The 22491-nt window shown below is 65.0% G+C and carries 21 protein-coding genes and 1 tRNA gene; 19 read left to right on the forward strand and 3 right to left on the reverse strand.

Annotation, left to right across the window (positions count from 1 at the left end):
• Window positions 1-38: 38 nt before the first annotated feature.
• The 3 genes from CH262_RS22225 to CH262_RS22235 all read right to left on the reverse strand — a co-directional run bounded on the left by CH262_RS22225 (window position 39) and on the right by CH262_RS22235 (window position 1820).
• Window positions 39-111 (reverse strand) — tRNA-Arg (locus CH262_RS22225).
• Window positions 112-180: 69 nt separating this feature from the next.
• Window positions 181-897, reverse strand: a complete 717-nt coding sequence (locus CH262_RS22230) for a DUF305 domain-containing protein (RefSeq protein WP_032385059.1) — start codon at window positions 895-897, stop codon at window positions 181-183.
• Window positions 897-1820, reverse strand: coding sequence for a DUF3105 domain-containing protein (locus CH262_RS22235; RefSeq protein WP_027497918.1), 924 nt, complete (start codon window positions 1818-1820; stop codon window positions 897-899). Before CH262_RS22235 ends, CH262_RS22230 begins: the two co-directional genes overlap by 1 nt.
• Before the next feature lie 232 nt (window positions 1821-2052).
• Here CH262_RS22235 and argS point away from each other — a divergent pair, with 232 nt between their 5' ends.
• The 19 genes from argS to CH262_RS22335 all read left to right on the forward strand — a co-directional run bounded on the left by argS (window position 2053) and on the right by CH262_RS22335 (window position 22488).
• Window positions 2053-3705 (forward strand): arginine--tRNA ligase, encoded by a 1653-nt coding sequence (gene argS, locus CH262_RS22240; RefSeq protein WP_032385058.1) that lies wholly within the window; start codon window positions 2053-2055, stop codon window positions 3703-3705.
• Window positions 3702-5123, forward strand: coding sequence for a diaminopimelate decarboxylase (gene lysA / locus CH262_RS22245; protein WP_032385057.1), 1422 nt, complete (start codon window positions 3702-3704; stop codon window positions 5121-5123). Before argS ends, lysA begins: the two co-directional genes overlap by 4 nt.
• The gene (locus tag CH262_RS22250) at window positions 5120-6421 is read left to right on the forward strand and encodes a homoserine dehydrogenase (protein ID WP_032368776.1); all 1302 of its coding nucleotides are present in this window, start codon (window positions 5120-5122) and stop codon (window positions 6419-6421) included. Before lysA ends, CH262_RS22250 begins: the two co-directional genes overlap by 4 nt.
• Window positions 6418-7485: a threonine synthase gene (gene thrC, locus CH262_RS22255; protein WP_027497914.1), complete on the forward strand. Its 1068-nt coding sequence runs from the start codon at window positions 6418-6420 to the stop codon at window positions 7483-7485. Before CH262_RS22250 ends, thrC begins: the two co-directional genes overlap by 4 nt.
• Window positions 7486-7504: 19 nt before the next feature.
• On the forward strand, window positions 7505-8437 hold the full coding sequence (gene thrB, locus CH262_RS22260) for a homoserine kinase (protein WP_032385056.1): 933 nt from the start codon (window positions 7505-7507) through the stop codon (window positions 8435-8437).
• Between the two features lie 310 nt (window positions 8438-8747).
• Window positions 8748-10925, forward strand: a complete 2178-nt coding sequence (gene rho / locus CH262_RS22265) for a transcription termination factor Rho (protein ID WP_230591031.1) — start codon at window positions 8748-8750, stop codon at window positions 10923-10925.
• A 200-nt stretch (window positions 10926-11125) separates the two neighbouring features.
• Window positions 11126-11359: a 50S ribosomal protein L31 gene (rpmE, locus tag CH262_RS22270; RefSeq protein WP_008715081.1), complete on the forward strand. Its 234-nt coding sequence runs from the start codon at window positions 11126-11128 to the stop codon at window positions 11357-11359.
• A gap of 96 nt (window positions 11360-11455) precedes the next feature.
• Window positions 11456-12532, forward strand: a complete 1077-nt coding sequence (prfA, locus tag CH262_RS22275) for a peptide chain release factor 1 (protein ID WP_027497911.1) — start codon at window positions 11456-11458, stop codon at window positions 12530-12532.
• A 106-nt stretch (window positions 12533-12638) separates the two neighbouring features.
• Window positions 12639-13433, forward strand: a complete 795-nt coding sequence (locus CH262_RS22280) for an SHOCT domain-containing protein (RefSeq protein WP_032385055.1) — start codon at window positions 12639-12641, stop codon at window positions 13431-13433.
• Window positions 13434-13467: 34 nt separating this feature from the next.
• Window positions 13468-14352 carry a peptide chain release factor N(5)-glutamine methyltransferase gene (prmC, locus tag CH262_RS22285; protein WP_027497909.1) on the forward strand — a complete coding sequence of 295 codons (885 nt, stop codon included), beginning with the start codon at window positions 13468-13470 and terminating at the stop codon, window positions 14350-14352.
• 66 nt (window positions 14353-14418) lie between these two features.
• Window positions 14419-15081 carry an L-threonylcarbamoyladenylate synthase gene (locus CH262_RS22290; RefSeq protein WP_027497908.1) on the forward strand — a complete coding sequence of 221 codons (663 nt, stop codon included), beginning with the start codon at window positions 14419-14421 and terminating at the stop codon, window positions 15079-15081.
• An 18-nt stretch (window positions 15082-15099) separates the two neighbouring features.
• Window positions 15100-16308: a glycosyltransferase family 4 protein gene (locus CH262_RS22295; RefSeq protein WP_027497907.1), complete on the forward strand. Its 1209-nt coding sequence runs from the start codon at window positions 15100-15102 to the stop codon at window positions 16306-16308.
• Window positions 16309-16402: 94 nt separating this feature from the next.
• Window positions 16403-16834, forward strand: a complete 432-nt coding sequence (locus CH262_RS22300) for a hypothetical protein (RefSeq protein WP_045840958.1) — start codon at window positions 16403-16405, stop codon at window positions 16832-16834.
• 441 nt (window positions 16835-17275) lie between these two features.
• Window positions 17276-18001 (forward strand): F0F1 ATP synthase subunit A, encoded by a 726-nt coding sequence (atpB, locus tag CH262_RS22310; RefSeq protein WP_027497905.1) that lies wholly within the window; start codon window positions 17276-17278, stop codon window positions 17999-18001.
• 78 nt (window positions 18002-18079) lie between these two features.
• Entirely contained in the window at window positions 18080-18319 is a 240-nt protein-coding gene (locus tag CH262_RS22315; RefSeq protein WP_008715092.1) for an ATP synthase F0 subunit C, read from the forward strand.
• Window positions 18320-18326: 7 nt separating this feature from the next.
• Window positions 18327-18896, forward strand: a complete 570-nt coding sequence (locus CH262_RS22320; protein WP_032385054.1) for a F0F1 ATP synthase subunit B — start codon at window positions 18327-18329, stop codon at window positions 18894-18896.
• Window positions 18897-18904: 8 nt separating this feature from the next.
• Window positions 18905-19732 carry a F0F1 ATP synthase subunit delta gene (locus CH262_RS22325; RefSeq protein ID WP_027497902.1) on the forward strand — a complete coding sequence of 276 codons (828 nt, stop codon included), beginning with the start codon at window positions 18905-18907 and terminating at the stop codon, window positions 19730-19732.
• Between the two features lie 88 nt (window positions 19733-19820).
• Window positions 19821-21464, forward strand: coding sequence for a F0F1 ATP synthase subunit alpha (gene atpA, locus CH262_RS22330; protein ID WP_032365581.1), 1644 nt, complete (start codon window positions 19821-19823; stop codon window positions 21462-21464).
• Window positions 21465-21516: 52 nt separating this feature from the next.
• On the forward strand, window positions 21517-22488 hold the full coding sequence (locus CH262_RS22335) for a F0F1 ATP synthase subunit gamma (RefSeq protein WP_027497900.1): 972 nt from the start codon (window positions 21517-21519) through the stop codon (window positions 22486-22488).
• Window positions 22489-22491: the final 3 nt, after the last annotated feature.

Below are 22491 nucleotides of genomic sequence, written 5' to 3' on the forward strand. Positions count from 1 at the left end.
GCAGTCACCTCGGGGAAGTGACATGCGTGAAAGATGTGTGCCCCCGGCAGGATTCGAACCTGCGGCCTTTCGCTCCGGAGGCGAACGCTCTATCCCCTGAGCTACGGGGGCGCACCGGCTTCAGCCGGCGTGCCTGTTGGGCTGTACGAAAGACTAGCGCATGTGCGACGCGAGTCGAAATCACCCCTCGGGCAGCGGCTGCGCACCCTTCGCCGCGAGCATCTGCTTCATCAGAGTCGACTCACTCGTCTGCGTTGCCACCATGGACTTCGCCAGGTTGATCACCGCAGGAGACTGCGCGTGTGTCTGGGCGTATTCCATCATCGCCAGGCCGCCCTCGTGGTGACGCAGCATCAGCTGCAAGAACATGACGTCGACGTCGGTTCCGGTGGCTTGGCGTAGTGCGGCGAGCTCCGTGGAGCTGGCCATGCCGGGCATGGCCCTGGTGGGATCGGAGGATCCCGGTTCCATCGACATGCCGCCCATCGAATGGCCGTGAGAGTCGTCGGCCGTCATCCAGGTCATGTAGCCGTCGGTCGATATCGGCGCGCGGTCCCACAACGCGAGCCAGCCCTGCATCTGGCCCACCTGATTCTGTTGCGAGGTGAGCATGTCGAACGCCAGGCTCTTGACGGCCTGATCGGGCGCGTTGGTCAACGCGACCGCGGCCATTTCGATGGCCTGGTTGTGGTGCACCGTCATGTCCTGGGCAAATCCGACGTCGACAGAATCTGCTGCGGGGGAGTTGTCACCGTTGCGGAACGGATTCTGCGCCAGGAAGCCCAGCGCGAATCCGATCGCCAGTACGGCGATCACGGCCAAAGCGACCAGCGCAGTGCGCTGGCTCCGCTTGGTCTCGGGGACGCCGTTGACCGAGTCGACTGTCGATTCGGTCATCAGCTCGCGGGCACCTGGAGATCGCTGGGCAGCTGTGCTCCGCCGGGCAACTGTGCTCCGCCGGGCAGGCCGCTCGGCATTCCGCCTGCGCCGCTGGTCTCGCTGGCGTCGGGAGTGATGCCTGCGCCGTCCATCGGAACGGCGTCCGCACCCGGGGCCGAAGCGTCGAACAGCGGCGGGTTGTCGGGATCGAACGCGTTGTCACCGACTCCGGGCACGGATGCGCAGCTGGCACCGACCTCCGGGTAGGCGAATCGATTGAGGCGCAGAGCCGAGATGAACTGACCGATGCGCTCGTCGTCGACGCTGTCGAGCTTGAGCTGGTGACCCCAGGACTGCAGCGAGACGGGAGTGTCGAGGCCCGGGTACGGCGACATCATCATCTGCGTTTCCCCGTCGACGCGGTCGGCGAGGGACTGAATCTGGTCTTCGTTGAGGTCGTCGGGGTTGTACGTCACCCAGACCGCTCCGTGTTCGAGGGAGTGCACAGCGTTCTCGGTGCGGATGGCCTCGGGGTAGACGATGCCGGTGCAAGTGGCCCACACCGCATCGTGCGGTCCACCGAACGGCGGCGTCTGGTCGTAGGCGACGCGTTGCGCGCGCCCGACGTGCAGGGCTGCCGGGTATTCCTTGATGGTGACGCCGTCGATTCCCGTCGACGGATCCTGATTGCTCTCGCTGGGCGCGAATTTCTGCGCCTCGGCGCGGTCCTGGTACTTGGGGTAGAGGTTGACCCCGAGGCCCACGACCAGTCCGACGACCACAACGACACCGGCAACCGTCAGCCAGGGAATCTGTCTGCCCTTGGCGGCGGGGACGCCGCCCTGCTTCTTGCGAGCTGACTTCTTGTTGGCTGCACTGATGGCTTTGTCTGCCTTCGCAGCCGACTTGTTCTGACTGCCTTTGTCGGGACCCGTTGGCATCGCTGTGGTTGCTCTCTCAGTCGAGGAAAAGTGGGTGGTCGGTAGCGCTGGTGGTACGTATCTGCTGGTGACGGCCGTGCTCGACGGTCGTCCGCGCAGAGCGCCCCTACTGTACGTTCTCTGTCTGAGAGCGTGCTCAGAGCCCGTGTGGACCGCATCGGCCAGGTGGCCCCGCGCTCGGACGGGCAGTGGATGCGAGTATGCCGCACACCAGCCAATAGGATGGCTACCTGTGACTCCCGCCGATCTTGCCGAATTGCTTCACGCGACCGCCGCCAAGGTGCTTGCCGACCGCGGCCTGGACGCATCCGTTCTCCCTGCGAAGCTCACGGTCGAGCGTCCCCGCAATCCCGAGCACGGTGACTACGCCACCAACGTGGCGCTGCAGGTGGCGAAGAAGGCCGGAGCCAATCCCCGTGATTTCGCCGGCTGGCTCGCCGAGGCACTCGCGGCCGACGCCGCGATCGCCAGTGCCGACGTCGCGGGCCCCGGCTTTCTGAACATCAGGCTGGCTGCCGCAGCGCAGGGCGAGATCGTTGCCCGCGTGCTGGCCGCCGGTGCCGAGTTCGGCAACGGATCCTCGATGGCAGGCAAGAAGGTCAACCTCGAGTTCGTCTCGGCCAACCCCACCGGACCGGTGCACCTCGGTGGAACCCGATGGGCTGCTGTCGGCGATGCCCTCGGACGCATCCTGACCGCGCACGGAGCCGAGGTCACTCGCGAGTACTACTTCAACGATCACGGCGCTCAGATCGATCGCTTCAGCCGGTCGCTCATCGCCGCGGCCAAGGGAGAGCCGGCCCCGGAGAACGGCTATGCGGGCGAGTACATCGCCGAGATCGCACAGCAGGTGCTGGCGAAGGAGCCCGAAGCGCTGGCGCTGGCACCCGAGGCGCAGGACGAGACCTTCCGGTCGATCGGTACCCAGCTGATGTTCGACCGCATCAAGGCGAACCTGCACGAATTCGGTGTCGACTTCGACGTCTACTTCCACGAGAACTCACTCTTCGAGTCCGGTGCCGTCGAGAAGTCGGTCGACTACCTCAAGGGCTCGGGGAGCCTGTACGAGGAAGACGGTGCGTGGTGGCTTCGGTCCACCGAGTACGGCGACGACAAGGATCGCGTCGTCATCAAGAGCGACGGTAATGCTGCCTACATTGCAGGCGACATCGCGTACTTCCAGAACAAGCGGCAGCGCGGTTTCGACCTGTGCATCTACATGCTCGGAGCAGACCACCACGGCTACATCGGTCGACTCAAGGCCGCCGCCGCTGCATTCGGCGACGACCCCGAGACCGTCGAGGTTCTGATCGGGCAGATGGTCAACCTCGTTCGAGACGGCGTCGCGGTGAAGATGAGCAAGCGGGCAGGCACCGTCATCACGCTCGACGATCTGGTCGAAGCCATCGGCGTCGACGCGTCGCGCTACGTCATGGTCCGGTCGTCCGTCGACTCGAGCATCGACATCGACCTCGCCCTGTGGGCCAGCGCCAGCAACGAGAACCCGGTGTACTACGTCCAGTACGCCCACGCCCGGTTGGCATCGCTCGCGCGCAATGCCGCCGAACTGGGGATCTCGGGCGACGATCCCGATCTGAGCCTGCTGACGCACGAGCAGGAGGGCGAGTTGATCAGGACGATCGGCGAGTACCCGCGGGTGGTCGCCAGTGCCGCCGAACTACGCGAACCACACCGGATCGCCCGCTACCTCGAAGAACTGGCGGGGGCCTACCACCGGTTCTACGGCGCGTGTCGAGTACTTCCCCAAGGAGACGAGGAGCCCGGACCTGTGAACACCGCACGACTGGCATTGGGCAACGCAACCCGGCAGGTTCTGGCCAACGGCCTCGAACTGCTCGGTGTCAGCGCACCGGAGCGCATGTGAGCGCACATCCGGCAGGGCCCAAGCACGCCGATGCCCCAGCCAAGCAGTCGATGTCCGAGCGTCCGAGCGCCGCGTCGGACATGACGACGCTTCCCGAACAGGTGTGGCCACGCAACGCGGCACGCGGCGACGACGGTACGGTTCGGCTCGCTGGGGTGTCGGTCACCGACCTCGCGGCGCAGTACGGCACCCCACTGTTCGTCGTGGACGAGGACGACTTCCGCGCACGCTGCCGCGAGATGGCCGCTGCGTTCGGGGCACCCGAACGAGTTCACTACGCCTCCAAGGCATTTCTGTGTGGCGAGATCGCTCGTTGGGTGGCCGACGAGGGTCTCTCGCTCGACATCTGCTCGGGCGGTGAGCTGGCCATCGCCCTCGCTGCCGGATTCCCGGCGGATCGAATTGCGATGCACGGCAACAACAAATCCGTGGCCGAGCTCGAGGCCGGAGTGACTGCCGGAGTCGAGCACGTCGTTCTCGACTCCAATATCGAGATCGACCGTCTCGACGCCGTGGCCGGTTCGGCCGGTGTGGTGCAGGACGTGCTGATTCGTATCACCGTCGGCGTCGAGGCACACACGCACGAGTTCATCGCGACCGCTCACGAGGATCAGAAGTTCGGCTTCTCGCTCGCCGACGGCTCGGCGATCGAAGCCGTCCGGCGGGTGTTCGCCGCAGACAACCTTCGCCTCGTGGGGCTGCACAGTCACATCGGCTCGCAGATCTTCGAGGTCGACGGTTTCGAGCTGGCTGCGCACAAGGTCATCGGGCTGCTGCGCGACATCGTTGCCGAGTTCGGCGTGGACAAGACCTCGCAGATCTCGACGCTCGATCTCGGTGGCGGCATGGGTATTTCGTACGTACCGAGTGACGATCCGCCGCCCGTCGACCAATTGGCGGCCAAGCTGGCGAGCATCGTCGAGACGGAGTCGGCCGCGGCCGGTTTGCCGGTTCCGACCATTGCCGTCGAGCCGGGTCGGGCCATCGCCGGTCCGGGCACCGTGACGCTCTACGAGGTGGGCACCGTCAAGGACGTCACCGTCGACAACGCCACCCGCAGGCGGTACATCAGTGTCGACGGCGGCATGAGCGACAACATTCGTACGTCGCTGTATCAGGCCGAGTACGACTGCCGCTTGGTCTCGCGTACCAGCGACGCCGACGCCGTGATGGCTCGCGTGGTCGGAAAGCACTGTGAGAGTGGCGATATCGTCATCAAGAACACGTGGATGCCGGCCGACGTCGGGCCCGGTGATCTGCTCGCCGTCGCAGCCACCGGCGCTTACTGCTACTCCATGTCCAGCCGCTACAACCTGCTGACGCGGCCCGCTGTGGTCGCGGTCAAGGACGGGCGTGCGCGCCTGATCCTGCGGCGGGAAACCATCGAAGATCTGCTCAGCTTGGAGGTTCAGCCATGACATCGAAGCCGATAGGCGTCGCCGTACTCGGACTCGGAAACGTCGGTAGCGAGGTCGTCCGGATCCTCACCGAGAATGCAGCGGACTTCGAGGCCAGAATCGGTGCGCCACTGGAGATTCGGGGAATCGCGGTCCGTCGGATCGACGGCGATCGCGGAGTACCGGCCGAACTGCTCACCGACGACCCGGCCGAATTGGTCGGTCGCGACGACGTCGACATCGTCGTCGAGGTGCTCGGCGGTATCGACATCCCACGCAAGCTGGTGTTGTCGGCGCTCGAGAACGGCAAGTCCGTCATCACTGCGAACAAGGCCCTGCTCGCCGAATACACCGGAGAGTTGGCCGACGCGGCCGAGAAGTCGCGCGCCGATCTGTATTTCGAGGCAGCTGTCGCCGGAGCCATTCCGGTGGTGCGGCCGTTGATGCAGTCGTTGGCAGGCGACCGCGTGAACAAGGTCGCGGGCATCGTCAACGGCACCACGAACTTCATCCTCTCGGCCATGGACGAGACCGGTGCCGATTATGCCGAAACCCTCGCCGAGGCAGGGCGATTGGGATACGCCGAGGCCGATCCGACCGCCGATGTCGAGGGCTACGACGCCGCGTCCAAGGCGGCCATCCTCGCCTCGATCGCATTCCACACTCGGGTCACGGCCGGCGACGTCTACCGCGAGGGCATCAGCAAGATCACTGCAGACGACCTCGAGACCGCGAAGTCTCTGGACTGCACCATCAAGTTGCTGGCGATCTGCGAGCGCATCACCACGCCCAAGGGCAAGGAGCGCATCTCGGCCCGGGTCTACCCGGCACTCGTTCCGCTCGATCACCCGTTGGCATCGGTGAACGGCGCATTCAACGCCGTCGTCGTCGAGGCCGAGGCTGCAGGCCGGTTGATGTTCTACGGCCAGGGTGCGGGCGGCGCGCCGACGGCATCCGCTGTGCTCGGCGACCTGGTGATGGCCGCGCGCAACAAGTTCTACGGAGGCCGCGGCCCACTCGAGTCCAAGTACGCCAAGCTCAAGGTGGCCCCGATGGGTGACATTCTCACCCGGTACTACGTCAGCATGCAGGTGGCCGACAAGCCCGGCGTTCTCGCTACCGTGGCCGCCGAATTCTCCAAGCGCGACGTCAGTATCTCCACCGTGCGCCAGCACGGCGCGGGTGACGGGGCCAGGCTCGTCGTGGTCACGCACCTCGCGGCCGATTCCGCACTGTCCGACACCGTTGCATCCCTCGAGCAGTTGGACGTGGTCGTCCACGTCGCCAGCGTTCTCAGATTGGAAGGCACCACAGTATGAGCGTCCACACCCCCTGGCCCGGTCTGATCGAGGCGTACCGCTCGCGTCTGGCGATCGGTCCCGACTGGAAGACCGTCACCCTGCGCGAGGGCGGCACCCCGCTGCTGCCTGCCGGGCACCTGTCCGAATTGACCGGCTGCACAGTGCACCTGAAGGTCGAGGGACTCAACCCCACCGGCTCGTTCAAGGACCGCGGCATGACCATGGCCGTCACCGACGCGCTCGCCCGTGGGCAAGAAGCAGTGCTGTGCGCGTCCACCGGCAACACCTCGGCGTCCGCTGCGGCCTACGCGGCCAAGGCCGGCATGTCCTGTGCCGTACTGGTTCCGCAGGGCAAGATCGCGATGGGCAAGCTGGCTCAGGCAGTCATGCACGGCGCGAAGATCATTCAGGTCCAGGGCAACTTCGACGACTGCCTCGAACTGGCGCGCAAGACCACGGCCGAGTTCCCGACGATCGGTCTGGTCAACTCCGTCAACCCCGTGCGTATCGAGGGGCAGAAGACCGCGGCGTTCGAGATCTGCGACGCCCTCGGCGATGCACCCGACATCCATGCTCTACCGGTCGGCAACGCGGGCAACATCACCGCGTACTGGCGCGGGTACTCCGAGTACTTCCGCGACGGCCTCACCACCCGCAAGCCGCGCATGCTCGGCGTGCAGGCCGCGGGTGCCGCTCCTCTGGTTCACGGTGCGCCCGTGAAGGACCCGGAAACGATCGCGACCGCAATCCGGATCGGCTCACCCGCATCCTGGAACGGTGCCGTCAATGCCAAGGAAGAATCGAACGGGGCATTCCGGGCCGCGACCGACGAGGAGATCCTCGAGGCGTACCGGTTGATCGCGAAGACCGAGGGCGTGTTCGTCGAACCGGCCTCCGCGGCCAGCGTCGCCGGACTGTTGGCGGCTCGAAAGGAAGGCTGGCTGGAGCCGGGCCTGACCGTTGTCTGCACGGTGACCGGCAACGGTCTCAAGGATCCCGACACCGCACTGTCGGGAATGCCTGTCGTGGAACCGATTTCGGTCGATCCCGTCGCTGTTGCGGCTGCGCTCGAGCTGGCCTGAGTTGACGGAATCTCCGGCAATGACGAAGACGCTTCCCATCGGGCTCACGGTGACCGCGCGGGTGCCGGCCTCCAGTGCCAACATCGGCCCCGGATTCGACAGTCTCGGAATAGCTTTGGGCTTGTACGACGAGATCGAGGTCACGACCACGGCGTCGGGCCTGTCGATCCACGTCGACGGTGAGGGTTCGGCGGACGTTCCGTGGGGGCCGACGCACCTCGTCGTGCGGGCCATCGAACGGGGTCTGGAAGCGGCCGGAGTATGGGCAGATGGATTGAATGTCCACTGCCGCAACGTCATTCCGCATTCGAGAGGTCTCGGATCCTCGGCCTCGGCCGTGGTCGGCGGGCTCGCCGCGGCCAATGCACTTGCGTCGAAGGTGGACCCCGCGCTGTCGTTGTCGGACAGTCAGTTGGTGCAGTTGTCGTCCGAGTTCGAGGGGCACCCCGACAACGCGTCGGCGAGTTGCCTCGGCGGTGCCGTCGTGTCGTGGAGCGAACCGCCCAATGCCAGTGTGACGGCACGCAAGTACGCCGCCGTGCGCCTGGACGTACATCCCAGCATCAAGGTCGTCGTGCTCGTGCCCTCCGAGCGCTCCTCGACCTCGCACACACGGGGATTGCTGCCGGAGTTGGTGCCGCACCGCGACGCCGCCTTCAACGTCAGTCGCAGTGCGCTCGCCGTCGTCGCATTGACCGAGCGTCCGGATCTGCTGATGGCTGCCACCGAGGATCTACTGCATCAGGGCCAGCGGGCACAGGCGCTGCCCGACACCACCCGGTGGATCGCGACGTTGCGCGCCCGCTCGATCGCCGCGGTGGTGTCGGGAGCAGGCCCTACCGTCATGGCCCTGTGCACCGAAGAATTCCCGGCCGATCTGCGCGACGCTGCGCTGGCCGAGGGATGGCGAGTTCTCGACCTCGAGGTGGCCGACGGAGTCACGGTCGCATGACCGACACCGAATAGGGTTCTTGCCGAGCGAGGACAACGACGCTATGGTGAACCCTGTCCGTACATCGTGCGCTTCAGACGCCGGTTTCGTCAGGGCAATCAGGTCACTGTATTCGGGGGAGTTCAGAACGTCCGAGTGATGTGACGCTCCTGGCTCGGTCCTTCCCGCAGTTCGCTGCGGTCTCGGACCGATGGTGTCGTCGGCGGAGTGCGTCGAACATGAACGGCAATATCCGAGTTCGGCAGAAAGCCGAGCTGCGGAACGAACCCTCGGCTGCGCATCGAGCGAGCGAGGGAAGGAAAGGACCTCCGTGACCGATACGGAACTCATCTCTGCGCCCGAAACGTCACGCCGTCGCGCCGGCCTGTCCGGAATGGTTCTCACCGAGCTACGCAGCCTCGCTGGCGAACTCGGCATCAAGAGCATCTCCGGCATGCGCAAGGGCGATCTGATCGCGGCCATCACCGAGCGTCAATCGGGCACCGCGCCGGCCAAGTCCGCTGCGCCGAAGTCCGATGCACCGAAGAGCGATGCACCGAAGAGCGACGCACCGAAGGCCGACGCTCCCAAGGCTCGACGCGCTGCTGCGTCGGCACCGGTTGCCGACGAACGACCCGCAGTCGACACTGCTCCCGAGCCTGCGACGGCTGCCGACACGTCGGACGCAGCACCCGAGGCCGGACGTCGCACCCGGGGCCGCCGCGCCGCGGGTCGCCGCGCAGGTGCGCCCGACCAGTTGCCACTGGACGGCAGCGGCGACACGGCCGCATCGGCCCCCGCTACCGCGGAGTCGACCGCTGCAGCGGAGACCACCGACAAGCAGGACGATTCCGGCGAGAACGCCGCAGCGGAGCGCCCACGTCGTAGCCGCGGCGAGCGCAACCGCCAGGACGGTGCCGAGCGCGAACCGCGTGACACCGACAACGGCAACCGCAACCAGAACGACCGCAACCAGGGCGACCGCAACCAGGGCGACCGCAACCAGGGCGATCGCAACCAGGGGGACCGGGACGGCGGCAATCGCGACAATGCGGGCCGCAACCAGGGCGACCGGGACAACTCGAACCGCGACTCCAACCGCGAGAACGGCAACCGCAATCAGAACGACCGTGGCGGACGCAATCGCAATCAAGGCGACGGCCGGAACGACAACCGGAACGACAATCGCAACGAGGACCGCAACAACGGCCCGCGCGACAACCGTGACAACAACCAGGACGACGACGGCGAAGGCCGCGGTCGCAGGGGTCGACGGTTCCGCGAGCGTCGTCGTGGACGCGACCGCGGCGAGGGCAACGAGGGCGGCGGCGGTCGCGAGCGCGACACCGAGATCCGCGAGGACGATGTTCTCCAGCCGGTAGCCGGCATTCTCGACGTTCTCGACAACTACGCGTTCGTTCGGACCTCGGGTTACCTGGCCGGACCGAACGACGTCTACGTGTCGATGAACCTGGTGCGCAAGAACGGCCTTCGCCGCGGCGACGCCGTCACCGGTGCCGTTCGGGTGGCGCGTGAAGGTGAGCAGTCGGGTCAGCGTCAGAAGTTCAACCCGCTGGTGCGTCTGGATACCGTCAACGGGGGAGAGGTCGAGGCCGCGCGCAAGCGTCCGGAGTTCGGCAAGCTCACCCCGCTGTACCCCAACCAGCGGCTGCGCCTCGAGACCCAGCAGAACATCCTGACCACGCGCATCATCGACCTGGTGATGCCCATCGGTAAGGGTCAGCGCGCGTTGATCGTCAGCCCCCCGAAGGCCGGTAAGACGAGCGTTCTGCAGGCCATCGCCAACGCGATCGCCATCAACAACCCCGAGTGCTACCTGATGGTCATCCTCGTCGACGAGCGTCCCGAGGAAGTGACCGACATGCAGCGCTCGGTCAAGGGCGAGGTCATCGCCTCGACGTTCGACCGTCCGCCGGGTGACCACACGGCAGTCGCCGAGCTGGCGATCGAGCGTGCCAAGCGTCTGGTCGAGGCCGGCCAGGACGTGGTTGTCCTGCTCGACTCGATCACCCGACTGGGCCGCGCGTACAACAACAGCTCGCCGGCGTCGGGCCGCATCCTCTCCGGTGGTGTCGACTCGACCGCGCTGTACCCGCCCAAGCGATTCCTCGGCGCGGCACGAAACATCGAGCACGGTGGTTCGCTGACGATCATCGCCACGGCCATGGTCGAGACCGGATCCACCGGCGACACCGTGATCTTCGAGGAGTTCAAGGGCACCGGTAACGCCGAGCTCAAGCTCGATCGCAAGATCGCTGAGCGTCGGGTGTTCCCCGCGGTGGACATCAACCCGTCCAGCACCCGTCACGACGAGCTTCTTCTCGCTCCGGACGAGGCGGCCGTGGTGCACAAGCTGCGTCGCGTGTTGTCCGGTCTCGACTCGCATCAGGCCATCGACCTGCTGGTCGATCGCCTGAAGAAGAGCAAGAACAACCTCGAATTCCTGATGGAAGTGTCGAAGACAGCTCCCGGCGGCATCAACGATTGATCCCGTGTTCCCCGGGTCCGAGGGTCCGGGGAACAAGAGGGCAGGTGCCCGCGTTGTAAGCATCTGTCGGCACAGAAGTACCGACGATTAGCAGGGCAGATACACGCTCTGGCATAATCAACGGCCGAGTCCGGTTCCGGTTCACGTCTTCGATCAGCGAAGGCGACCCGGCGACCATTACAAAGAACGGTAAGGACACCATGAAGGCAGGAATTCACCCCGACTACACACTGACGACAGTCGTCTGTGGTTGCGGCAATACTTTCGAGACCCGAAGCACCACCGACAAAGAGCGCATCAGCGTCGAGGTCTGCTCGCAGTGCCACCCCTTCTACACCGGCAAGCAGAAGATTCTCGACACCGGCGGTCGCGTCGCTCGCTTCGAGGCTCGCTACGGCAAGCGCGCCGGCAAGAAGGCCGACGCAGACAGCTAGCTGTTTCGCCGACGCCCGTCCTGTGAACTACAGGGCGGGCGTCGGCTTTTTTGTGTCCACACCCGGTTTCACCCGTTCGGAGAGTGAGTCGTCACCATGGCGAGAACAGACAAGCCTTCGGCCATCGACGACATCCTCGCCGAACACTCCGGCCTCGAGCAGCAACTGGCCGACCCCGCCCTGCACAACGACCCCTCCGCAGCGCGCAGGGCAGGCAAGAGGTTCGCCGAGCTGGCACCGATCATGTCGGCGCACACCAAGTTGACCGCCGCTCAGGACGACCTCGAAGCCGCACGTGAACTCGCCGCCGACGATTCGTCGTTCGCCGCAGAGATTCCCGAGCTCGAGGCAACGGTTCTGCACCTGGAACAGACGCTGACCGATCTGCTGGCACCACGCGACCCGCACGACGGCGACGACATCGTGATGGAGGTCAAGTCGGGTGAGGGCGGCGAGGAATCGGCGCTCTTCGCGGCCGATTTGGCGCGGATGTACGTGCGCTACGCCGAACGCCGCGGCTGGCGAGTCGAGGTTCTCGACGCGAACGTCTCGGACCTGGGTGGCTACAAGGACGCGACGTTGTCGATCAAGACCAAGGATCCGCTCGACGGCGTCTGGGCGCGGCTGAAGTTCGAGGGTGGCGTCCATCGCGTGCAGCGGGTGCCGGTCACCGAATCGCAGGGACGCGTGCATACCTCCGCGGCCGGCATTCTGGTGTATCCGGAACCCGACGAGGTCGAGGAAGTGCAGATCGACGAAACCGATCTGCGCATCGACGTCTACCGCTCGTCCGGCAAGGGCGGTCAGGGTGTCAACACCACCGACTCCGCTGTCCGCATCACCCATTTGCCCACCGGCATCGTCGTCACCTGTCAGAACGAGCGATCGCAGTTGCAGAACAAGGCACGTGCGATGCAGGTGCTGGCGGCGCGTCTGCAGGCGGCCGCTGAGGAAGCAGCCAACGAAGAGGCCTCGGCCGGCCGAGCCAGCCAGGTGCGTACCGTCGACCGCTCGGAGCGGATCAGGACGTACAACTACCCCGAGAATCGCATCACCGATCACCGCATCGGATTCAAAGCGCACAACCTCGACGCTCTGCTCGACGGTGACATGGATGCACTGCTCGACGCGCTCGCCAAGGCAGACCGCGACGCACGTATGCAAGCAGAGTAATTGCGCGGCAACCGTTTTCGGTTCTCACGCTGCTGATCGAACGAATCTCGAGCTACCCTGGCGATCGGATTCGACCCGCCCGCGCGCCACGAAAGGCACACCCGAGATGAACCAGGCCTTGACCCCCGCAGGCGAGAACGCCGTCACCGAACTCGCCTCCCGCTACGGGGTGTCCACCGACGCCGTCCGCACCATGCTCGACGCCGTCAACAACGGCCGCGGCACCATGGCGCAGTTCAACATTCCCGAGCTCGGCGGCAGTGGGCAGTGGATGCGCGGCGGTATGACGATGGTGGGCAACATGTTCGATCACGGCCTCAAGAGTCGGGTCGACGGTTTGTGCCGCGATCTGTCCGCCGTGTTGGCGCAGCATCAGGTCTATCCGCCGAGAGATGCCGGTACGGGATCGTTCGGCGGCACTTCCTTCGGCGGGGGATCGTGGTGGCCGTCGGATCTGGGTTCGCCGAGTTCGAGCGGTGGCCAGAACGGATCGCAGTACGCGGTGTTTCCAGGATCTCGTCGCCTCGCTGTCCTCGTGGGAGGGGAATTGGCGGTGTACGACACCCTCGATCACTCCATCGGGGGAGTGCAACAGCAGCAGGGTGGGGGTCCGGGTTCGGTGGAGTTCACCAGCCAGTACGGCACGTTCACCGCGGCGAGTCTGCCGCGTGTCGACCAACGGTCCGCCGACGCGCCACCGCAGAACATGCCTTCGTCGCAGCAGCCGCAGCCGGCGGCACACAATTTCGCGTCTTCGCAGTCGGGTGCACCTGCTCACACCGGTGTCGACATCGCCGACATCACCGCTGCGATCGAGGCGCTCGCCGGTCTGCATGCGAAGGGATTTCTGACCGACGACGAGTTCTTCGCAAAGAAGTCTGAGTTGCTGGGGCGGCTGTGAGTCCGGTGTCGGACCGCCGTGGCAGTCTGTACAAGTGAGCCGCAAGCCGTTACGCCTAGCCATCCTCGAAGCGACGTCGATGCTCGAGGCCGCCGGTGTGCCGAGCCCTCGGGTGGATGCGGAGCTACTCGCCGCGCACCTCGTCGGAGTCGATCGCGGTCGGTTGGGGTTGGTGCCGTTGGTGGAGCCCGAGCTTGTCGAGGCGTACTTCCGAACAGTCGAGCAGCGCGCGAAACGTATTCCCCTGCAATACATCACGGGAACGACGTCATTGGGAAACATCGATGTCGAGGTGGGCCCCGGGGTGTTCGTTCCACGTCCCGAAACCGAGTTGCTGTTGGCGTGGGCGCTCGCTTTTCTCGAGAACGTCGGCCATCACCCGCCCGTGGTGCTGGACCTGTGCACGGGGTCGGGCGCGCTGGCGCTCGCCATCGCGAACGCACGCCCGGATGCCGTCGTGCACGCCGTCGAGCTCGATCCATCGGCGCTGGCGTGGGCCCGGCGCAACGCGGATCTGCGTGCCGAGCAGGGTGATTCGCCGATCACGTTGCATCACGGAGACGTCACTTCTCGGGAGCTGTTGACCGACCTCGACGGCTCGGTGGACATGATCGTCGCGAACCCGCCGTACATTCCGGACGGGGCGGAGCTCGATCCGGAAGTACTCGACCACGATCCGCACATCGCGCTCTTCGGCGGCGAGGACGGGTTGTCGGTCATCGAGCCGATGATCGGCAACATCGCGCGGTGGCTGCGTGTCGGCGGCGGAGTCGCCATCGAACACGACGACTCGAACGGGGAGGGCGTCGCTGCCCTGTTGTCTCGGCGACGAGTCTTCACCCAGGTCACCGAGCATCCGGACCTGGCCGGCCGACCCCGCTTCGTCGTGGCGGCACGGGCGACGCCGCCCTCTGCCTGAGCGGCAAGGCGGCAAGCCGGCGGCACCTGACATCACTTCGTTACCGAAGGTGGAAGGATAGGCGGAGTGAGTACCGTCTACGACTGCCGTGAAGCCGATGCGCGGGCTGCCGGATTGACCGCAGCGCGCGGTGCCCTCAAATCCGGTCGACTCGTCGTGATGCCCACCGACACGCTCTACGGGATCGCCGCCGACGCGTTCGACGGCAGCGCGGTCACCGACCTGCTGCGCGCCAAGGGGCGGGGACGCGATATGCCGGTCCCGGTCCTCGTCGGTTCGTGGAACACGATCGACGGCCTGGTTCAGAGCGTCCGGCCGCGGACCCGAGATCTGATTCGAGCCTTCTGGCCCGGTGCATTGAGCATCGTGGTCCAGCAGGCACCGTCGCTGGCGTGGGATCTGGGTGATGCTCAGGGAACCGTCATGCTGCGGATGCCGCTGCACCCGGTCGCGCTCGAGCTCCTTCGTGAAGTAGGTCCGCTGGCGGTGTCCAGTGCAAATATTTCGGGAAGTCCGCCCGCCACCACGGTGACGCAGGCGCGAGAACAACTCGGTGGATCTGCGGCGGTTTATCTCGACGGGGGGCCGGCCGACCACGCGGTGGCTTCCACCATCGTGGACCTGACCGGTGAGCACGCACGAATCCTGCGGGTCGGTGCCATTCCCACGGAGCAGATTGCCGAGGTTCTCGGTGTCACCGCCGAAAGCCTGGTTCCGGGAGCGTCCTGACATGCCCGTCCGTTCCGCATGAGCGTCGAGGTGCTTGCCCAGTCGAATCTGGGCGCAGGCGTTCCGATCCGCGAGCTGCTGCTTGTTTTCCTGACGGCTGCTGTCGTCACGTTCTTCGCGACCGGTGGCGTTCGAGTGGCCGCGATCAAGTTCGGTGCCGTCGCCATCCCTCGTGATCGTGACGTCCACGTGCAGGCCACCCCGCGACTCGGGGGAGTGGGCATCTACGCCGGCATGCTCGCCGCGCTGCTGTTCGCCTCGCAGCTGCCCGCGTTGGCCCGCGGATTCGATGTCGCCTACAACCGCGACATTCCGGCTGCGCTGGTTGCAGGCTTCGTGATCGTGCTGGTCGGCGTCATCGACGACCGTTGGGGTCTGGACGCACTGACGAAGTTCGTCGGCCAGGTGACGGCGGCCGGCGTCCTTGTCATCATGGGTGTGAGCTGGGTCGTGCTCTACCAGCCCTGGGGCGGCGAGCCCGGCCAACCGGGCAGCACCCTGGTGCTCGACCAACTTCAGGCCGGACTGGTGACCGTTCTGATCACCGTCGTCATCGTCAACGCGATGAACTTCGTCGACGGCCTCGACGGGCTCGCAGCCGGACTCGGCCTCATTTCGTCGGTCGCGATCTGCATCTTTTCGGTGGGCCTGCTGCAGGAACAGGGAGGCGACGTCGGCGTCTACCCACCTGCCTTGATCGCGGCGGCGCTGGCCGGTGCCTGCCTGGGATTTCTGCCGCACAATTTCCAACCGGCGCGCATCTTCATGGGCGATTCGGGGTCCATGTTGATCGGGCTGACGCTGGCCACGATCTCGACGAGTGCCTCGGGGCGAATTCCGTTGACGGCCTACGGTCCACGCGATCTGCTGGGTCTGTTGTCGCCGCTCCTGTTGGTCGGTGCCGTGATGCTCATTCCGATACTCGATCTGTTGCTCGCCGTCGTTCGCCGCACTCGGGCCGGGCGAAGTCCGTTCAGCCCCGACAAGATGCATCTCCATCACCGACTCCTGCAGATCGGCCACTCGCATCGACGGGTGGTCCTGGTGATCTACCTCTGGGTCGGTGTGCTCGCGTTCGGTGCGGTCGGATCCTCACTTCTCGACCGGCGCATCGTGGTGCTCCTCGTCGCTGCCGGTCTGGTGTTCGCGCTCGTCGTCACGGCTGTGCCCACTCTGCGGGTGGATCGATCGCCCGGATCCGAACGTCGGGGTGTCCGACGCCGCTGATCGGCTCGGTGGTTCTTCGGTCGTGTCCCGGCTGGTGCCGGCCACCGGGTGCCACTGGGTACTCTCGACAACTGTGACCTTCACCCCGCAGCCCATGCCCGACCAATTCGCACCGCTTCGTGCCGCGGTCCGCTACGGCCTCATCGGCCTGGTGGTACTGACGGTGGTGAGCGTGGGGATTTCGGTTGCTGCTGCGGGAACTCCAGGATTGTGGGGATCGATCATCGGAGTGGCCATCGGGGGCGGGTTCGTCATCACGACCGCGCTGTCGGTGGCTCTGACCACGCGGTTTCCCGCGTCGGCGGTCGGAGCGCTGTTGCTCGGTGGGTGGTTGGTCAAGATGGTCATCGCGCTGATCGTGCTCGTGGCACTCAAGGACGCGGACTTCTACAACCGATATTCGCTCGGGCTGACCATTCTGGGGGCTCTGGTGGTGGTCCTGGGCGCGGAGGTGTTCGGTGTCGTCAAGACGAAGGTGGGCTACGTCGACAGCGTTCCTGCCGACGGGAACCCCGACAAGTCGTAGTACGACAAGCTGTCGTAATCGGTTAAGCTGAGGGCCGCCTACACAACGTCGTAGTTCTGTTGATAAAGTTTGCATCAAGCGATGGGCAAGACCGGGACGAAAGAGACTTTTTCCCCGGACTGGACCCCCGCAGGTAACCATCAGCGTGAGCTTCCTTACAGTAGGCCCGGAGTCACAGACTTCGGCAACGTAGGGTTTCGCCCTGAGAGTTGCCGAGTCGACGTGAGTCGCCGACACCCGACAGACGCTTGGCCGATGAAGACCGGGCCTCAGCCTCTGACGATTGCGAGCCGATTTTCGTCGACTTGATAGATCGTCATTGTCCGATCGAACCGCAGCCGTTACTCGGTTGCGGCCCGAACACGGGAGAGACCGCTGAGCGTCACCACTCTGGCTGCGGAGTTCCATCCGCCGTCACTATCCGATTTCTTTCCTCCCGCGGTGCTGTTCGAGGGAACCCCGTTCGAGCTCGACCGGCTGATGCTCATCCGCATCCTGATGTCGGCTCTGCTGATCGTCTTCATGCTGATCGCTCTGCGCAGCCCCAAGATCGTTCCTCGCGGAATCCAGAACGTCGCCGAGATCGCTCTCGACTTCGTCCGGATCCACGTGGCCGAGGATGTCCTCGGCAAGGAACAGGGACGCCGCTTCCTGCCCGTCATCATGACGATCTTCTTCACGGTCTTCGCGGTGAATCTCAGCGCGGTCATACCGTTCCTGAACATCTCGGCCAACGCCCGCATCGGTCTGCCGATCGTGTTGGCCGCAGTCGCGTACATCGCGTTCGTCTACGCCGGTGTGAAGAAGTTCGGTGCAGCCAAGTTCGTCAAGGGCACGATCGTGATCCCGGGCATTCCGAAGGCCATGCACGTGCTGCTGATCCCGCTCGAGTTCATCTCGAACTTCGTGCTTCGCCCGTTCACGTTGACGGTGCGACTGCTGGCCAACATGCTTGCCGGCCACATCATGCTCGTGCTGTTCTTCAGCGCCACGCAGTTCTTCCTCTTCGAGGCCTCCGCCGGCCTGAAGATCTTCGCCGCACCCTCGCTGATCATGGGCTTCCTGTTCACGATGTTCGAGATGCTCGTGATCTTCCTGCAGGCATACATCTTCGCGCTGCTGACGGCGATCTACATCGATCTGTCGCTGCACGCCGACTCGCACTGACCGACCAACAGACCGAACTAGCTACACCGCCACCTCCGACACCCGGATGTGGACCGAAGAAAGGGAACGGAAAACCGAATGAGCCTTGAAGTTCTGGCCCAGGCGCAGGAAATCACCGCCAGCGGATACGGCGCCATCGGCTACGGCCTCGCAGCGATCGGTGGTGGCATCGGCCTCGGCCTCGTCGTCGCCAAGAACATGGAAGCAACCGCTCGTCAGCCCGAGCTGGCCGGTCAGCTCCGTACGACCATGTTCCTCGGCATTGCATTCACCGAGTCCCTCGCCCTGATCGGCCTCGTCGCCGGCTTCATTCTCTGAGAGCGCGATGACAAACGCGATAACGCTGCTCGCAGCCGGGGCGGAGGGGGAGGAATCCCAGAACCCGCTGCTGCCCGCAACATACGACATCGTTTGGTCGATCGTCTGTGTCGTGATCATCGGCTTCCTGTTCTGGAAGTACGTCGTACCGCGTTTCCAGACGGTCCTCTCCGAGCGTTCCGAGCTCATCGAAGGCGGAATCAAGAAGGCCGAGCAGGCACAGGCAGAGGCAAAGGCTGCTCTCGAGCAGTACCACGCTCAGCTCGCCGACGCTCGTTCCGAGGCTGCGCAGATCCGCGAGGAAGCGCGCACCCAGGGACAGGCGATTCTCGCCGAGATGAAGGAAAAGGCGCAGGAAGAGAGCGATCGGATCGTGGCCGCAGGCCACAGTCAGCTCGTTGCTCAGCGTCAGCAGATCGTCACCGAACTTCGTGGCGACCTCGGACGTACGGCCGTCGAACTCGCCGAGAAGGTCATCGGAGAGCAGCTCTCCGATGACGCGAGGCGTTCCAGTTCGATCGATCGCTTCCTCAACGAGCTGGATTCCGTCACCGCGGACTCCGCATCAGGAAAGTGAGTCGAACCATGTACGCAACTTCTCGTGAGGCGCTCGCCCGCACACGGTCGGTCGCCCACGAAGCTCTGGGGTCCGCGTCGGGCGGCGAGGCAACGGCCGTCGCCGCTCAGACCGGTGCCGAGTTGTTCGCCGTCGTCGAGACTCTCGACGCGCAGCGCACGTTGCGTACCGCTCTCGCCGACTCCTCGGTCGAGGGCGATCGACGAAGCGCTCTGGCCGGAGAGGTCTTCTCCGGCCAGGTGTCGAGCGCAACGGCGACCATCGTCAAGGCTGCGGCCGGCGAAAGCTGGTCCACCGCCCGTGACCTGCTGAACTCGCTGGTCGAGCTGGGACGCGAAGCTCTGCTCCGCGCTGCTGCCGATCAGGACCAGCTGGACACGGTCGAGGACGAGCTGTTCCGGCTCGGCCGCATCGTTGCTGCCAACCCGCAGCTCGAGCAGGCATTGTCGGATCGCTCCAAGCCGGCGCAGGCCAAGCGCGAACTGCTGGGTCGTCTGCTCTACGGCAAGGTCACCGCGGTCACCGAGGCGCTCGCGGTGCAGGCCGTCACGCGTCCACGGAAGGCGGCACCCGCCGACGTTCTGAACGGACTGGCAGATCTGGCCGCCGAACAGCGCGACCGCGCAGTTGCACACGTACGCAGCGCAGCCCCACTGAGCGACAGTCAGCTCGAAAAGCTGACCGCAACCTTGACCCGCACGTACGGCAAGCAGGTCACGGTGCACGTAGAGGTCGATACCGAACTGCTCAGCGGACTTGTCGTTCGTATCGGCGACGAGGTCATCGACGGTAGCGGGGCAGGCCGCCTCGCTGCATTGCGAAAGACGCTCAAATAGTCCGACACGGACACAGTAACGAGAAGAATTGCCTCGGCATTCGAGGCTCTTCATACCGCGATCATTCGAAGGAAGAGCAGGAAACACTATGGCGGAGCTGACGATCTCCTCCGACGAGATCCGTAGCGCGATCGATAACTTCACCGCGAGCTACTCACCGGAGTCTTCCCGCGAGGAGGTCGGCACGGTTACGGACACGAGCGACGGAATCGCTCACGTGTCCGGATTGCCGTCGGCGATGTCCAACGAACTCCTGGAGTTCCCGGGCGGAGTCCTCGGTGTCGCGTTGAACCTGGATGCCACCGAAATCGGTGCCGTCATCCTCGGTGACTACGAGCACATCGAAGAAGGCCAGGAAGTCAAGCGCACCGGAGACGTGCTGTCGGTCCCCGTGGGCGACGGCTACCTCGGTCGCGTCGTGGACCCGCTGGGCAAGCCCATCGACGGCCTCGGCGACATCGAGTCCTCCGAGACCCGCGCCCTCGAATTGCAGGCTGCCTCGGTGCTCGAGCGCCAGCCCGTCGAGGAGCCGCTGCAGACCGGCATCAAGGCGATCGACGCCATGACCCCGATCGGCCGCGGCCAGCGTCAGCTCATCATCGGCGACCGCAAGACCGGCAAGACTGCGGTCTGCATCGACGCGATCCTGAACCAGAAGGCGAACTGGGAGAGCGGCGACGACAAGAAGCAGGTTCGCTGCATCTACGTCGCCATCGGCCAGAAGGGCTCCACGATCGCAGGCGTCAAGGCTGCACTCGAAGAGCAGGGCGCACTCGAATACACCACCATCGTCGCCGCACCCGCGTCCGACTCGGCCGGCTTCAAGTGGCTCGCTCCGTACACCGGCTCGGCCATCGGCCAGCACTGGATGTACCAGGGCAAGCACGTCCTCATCGTGTTCGACGACCTGACCAAGCAGGCCGAGGCCTACCGCGCGATTTCGCTGCTGCTGCGTCGCCCGCCGGGCCGCGAGGCATACCCCGGTGACGTCTTCTACTTGCACTCCCGCCTGCTGGAGCGTTCGGCGAAGCTGTCCGACGAGCTCGGTGGCGGATCGTTGACGGCACTGCCGATCATCGAGACCAAGGCCAACGACGTCTCCGCGTACATCCCGACCAACGTCATCTCCATCACCGACGGCCAGGTCTTCCTGGAATCGGACCTCTTCAACAAGGGCGTCCGTCCCGCCATCAACGTCGGTATCTCGGTTTCCCGAGTCGGCGGCGCTGCGCAGACCAAGGGCATGAAGAAGGTGTCCGGATCCCTTCGTCTCGAGCTTGCTCAGTTCCGTGAGCTCGAAGCCTTCTCGGCGTTCGCGTCCGACCTCGATGCAGCGTCCAAGGCGCAGCTCGAGCGCGGCGCTCGACTGGTCGAGCTGCTCAAGCAGGATCAGTACGCACCGGTGGCCGTCGAAGACCAGATCGTCTCGATCTGGCTCGCAGGCCAGGGCACGTACGACTCCGTTCCGGTCGGCGATGTTCGCCGCTTCGAGACCGAGCTGCTCGAAGATCTGCACCGCAACGCAAGCGGCGTCTACGACAGCATTGCCGGTGGCAAGGCTCTCGACGACGACAACCAGAAGGCACTGACCGAAGCGACCGAGAAGTTCAAGGCCGGCTTCGTGGACTCGGACGGCAACCGCGTCGTCAACGAGGCCGAGGCAGACACTCTGAACGCCGACGAGGTCAGCCAGGAGCAGGTCAACGTCACCCGCAAGACAGTCAGCAAGTAGGCCGGCGATGACAGGTGACATGACGAGCACAGAAGGGAGCGTGAACAGCTAGATGGCAAGCATTCTCGAGCTTCGCTCCCGTATCAAGTCGGTCAACTCGACGAAGAAGATCACCAAAGCGCAAGAGTTGATCGCAACTTCGCGAATCACCAAGGCGCAGGCCCGCGTTGCCGCATCGAAGCCGTACGCGGAAGAGATCACGAAGGTGCTCTCCGCACTGGCGAGTGCATCGAGCTCGCTCGATCACCCGTTGCTCAACGAGCGACCCGAGCCCAAGCGTGCCGCAGTCCTGGTCGTGACCAGTGACCGCGGTATGTGCGGTGGCTACAACTCCAACGTCCTCAAGGAAACGGAGGAGCTCTTCCAGCTCCTGCGCTCCGAGGGCAAGGACCCGGTCATCTACGTGCTCGGCGCAAAAGGCCTGGGCTACTACACGTTCCGTGAGCGGGACGTGAAGGGTGCCTGGACGGGCTTCTCGCAGGAACCCGGATACGCCGATGCAGCGAAGGCCAGTAGGCATCTGGTCGAGCTGTTCATGGCGGGTTCGGGCACCGAGGTGGAGGCTCCCAACGGTGAAGGCACCGTCGAGGGCGTGGACGAGTTGCACATCGTCTACACCCGCTTCGTGTCGATGCTCACGCAGAAGCCCGAAGTTCGCCGGATGGCACCACTCGAAATCTCGTACACCGACGAGGAATTCGAGATGGGTGCGGACGCCTTGACCGACTCACCGACCGCGGATGTGCAGGCACAGTACGAGTTCGAGCCGGAGGCAGGCACTCTGCTCTCGGCGCTGCTGCCCAAGTACATCAGCACCAGGATCTACGCGTCGTTGCTCGATGCAGCAGCGTCGGAGTCCGCGGCGCGTCGTACCGCCATGAAGGCAGCGACGGACAACGCGAACGAATTGGTCGAGACCTTGAGCCGTCAGGCCAACCAGGCTCGGCAGGCCCAGATCACCCAGGAAATCAGCGAAATCGTCGGTGGCGCCAACGCGTTGGCCGACAGCGCAGGAAGTGACTAAGCA

The sequence above is a fragment of the Rhodococcus sp. 05-2255-1e genome, assembly GCF_002259025.1.
In the GTDB taxonomy this organism is placed as follows: Bacteria; Actinomycetota; Actinomycetes; order Mycobacteriales; family Mycobacteriaceae; genus Rhodococcoides; species Rhodococcoides fascians.

What these genes read in the sequence shown, in the direction of transcription:
- CH262_RS22230 (WP_032385059.1), bottom strand. Translation starts at nt 897, where the DNA reads ATGACCGAATCGACAGTCGACTCGGTCAACGGCGTCCCCGAGACCAAG.
- CH262_RS22235 (WP_027497918.1), bottom strand. Translation starts at nt 1,820, where the DNA reads ATGCCAACGGGTCCCGACAAAGGCAGTCAGAACAAGTCGGCTGCGAAG.
- CH262_RS22250 (WP_032368776.1), top strand. Translation starts at nt 5,120, where the DNA reads ATGACATCGAAGCCGATAGGCGTCGCCGTACTCGGACTCGGAAACGTC.
- thrC (WP_027497914.1), top strand. Translation starts at nt 6,418, where the DNA reads ATGAGCGTCCACACCCCCTGGCCCGGTCTGATCGAGGCGTACCGCTCG.
- thrB (WP_032385056.1), top strand. Translation starts at nt 7,505, where the DNA reads ATGACGAAGACGCTTCCCATCGGGCTCACGGTGACCGCGCGGGTGCCG.
- rpmE (WP_008715081.1), top strand. Translation starts at nt 11,126, where the DNA reads ATGAAGGCAGGAATTCACCCCGACTACACACTGACGACAGTCGTCTGT.
- prfA (WP_027497911.1), top strand. Translation starts at nt 11,456, where the DNA reads ATGGCGAGAACAGACAAGCCTTCGGCCATCGACGACATCCTCGCCGAA.
- CH262_RS22280 (WP_032385055.1), top strand. Translation starts at nt 12,639, where the DNA reads ATGAACCAGGCCTTGACCCCCGCAGGCGAGAACGCCGTCACCGAACTC.
- CH262_RS22295 (WP_027497907.1), top strand. Translation starts at nt 15,100, where the DNA reads ATGAGCGTCGAGGTGCTTGCCCAGTCGAATCTGGGCGCAGGCGTTCCG.
- CH262_RS22300 (WP_045840958.1), top strand. Translation starts at nt 16,403, where the DNA reads ATGCCCGACCAATTCGCACCGCTTCGTGCCGCGGTCCGCTACGGCCTC.
- CH262_RS22315 (WP_008715092.1), top strand. Translation starts at nt 18,080, where the DNA reads ATGAGCCTTGAAGTTCTGGCCCAGGCGCAGGAAATCACCGCCAGCGGA.
- CH262_RS22320 (WP_032385054.1), top strand. Translation starts at nt 18,327, where the DNA reads ATGACAAACGCGATAACGCTGCTCGCAGCCGGGGCGGAGGGGGAGGAA.
- CH262_RS22325 (WP_027497902.1), top strand. Translation starts at nt 18,905, where the DNA reads ATGTACGCAACTTCTCGTGAGGCGCTCGCCCGCACACGGTCGGTCGCC.
- atpA (WP_032365581.1), top strand. Translation starts at nt 19,821, where the DNA reads ATGGCGGAGCTGACGATCTCCTCCGACGAGATCCGTAGCGCGATCGAT.
- CH262_RS22335 (WP_027497900.1), top strand. Translation starts at nt 21,517, where the DNA reads ATGGCAAGCATTCTCGAGCTTCGCTCCCGTATCAAGTCGGTCAACTCG.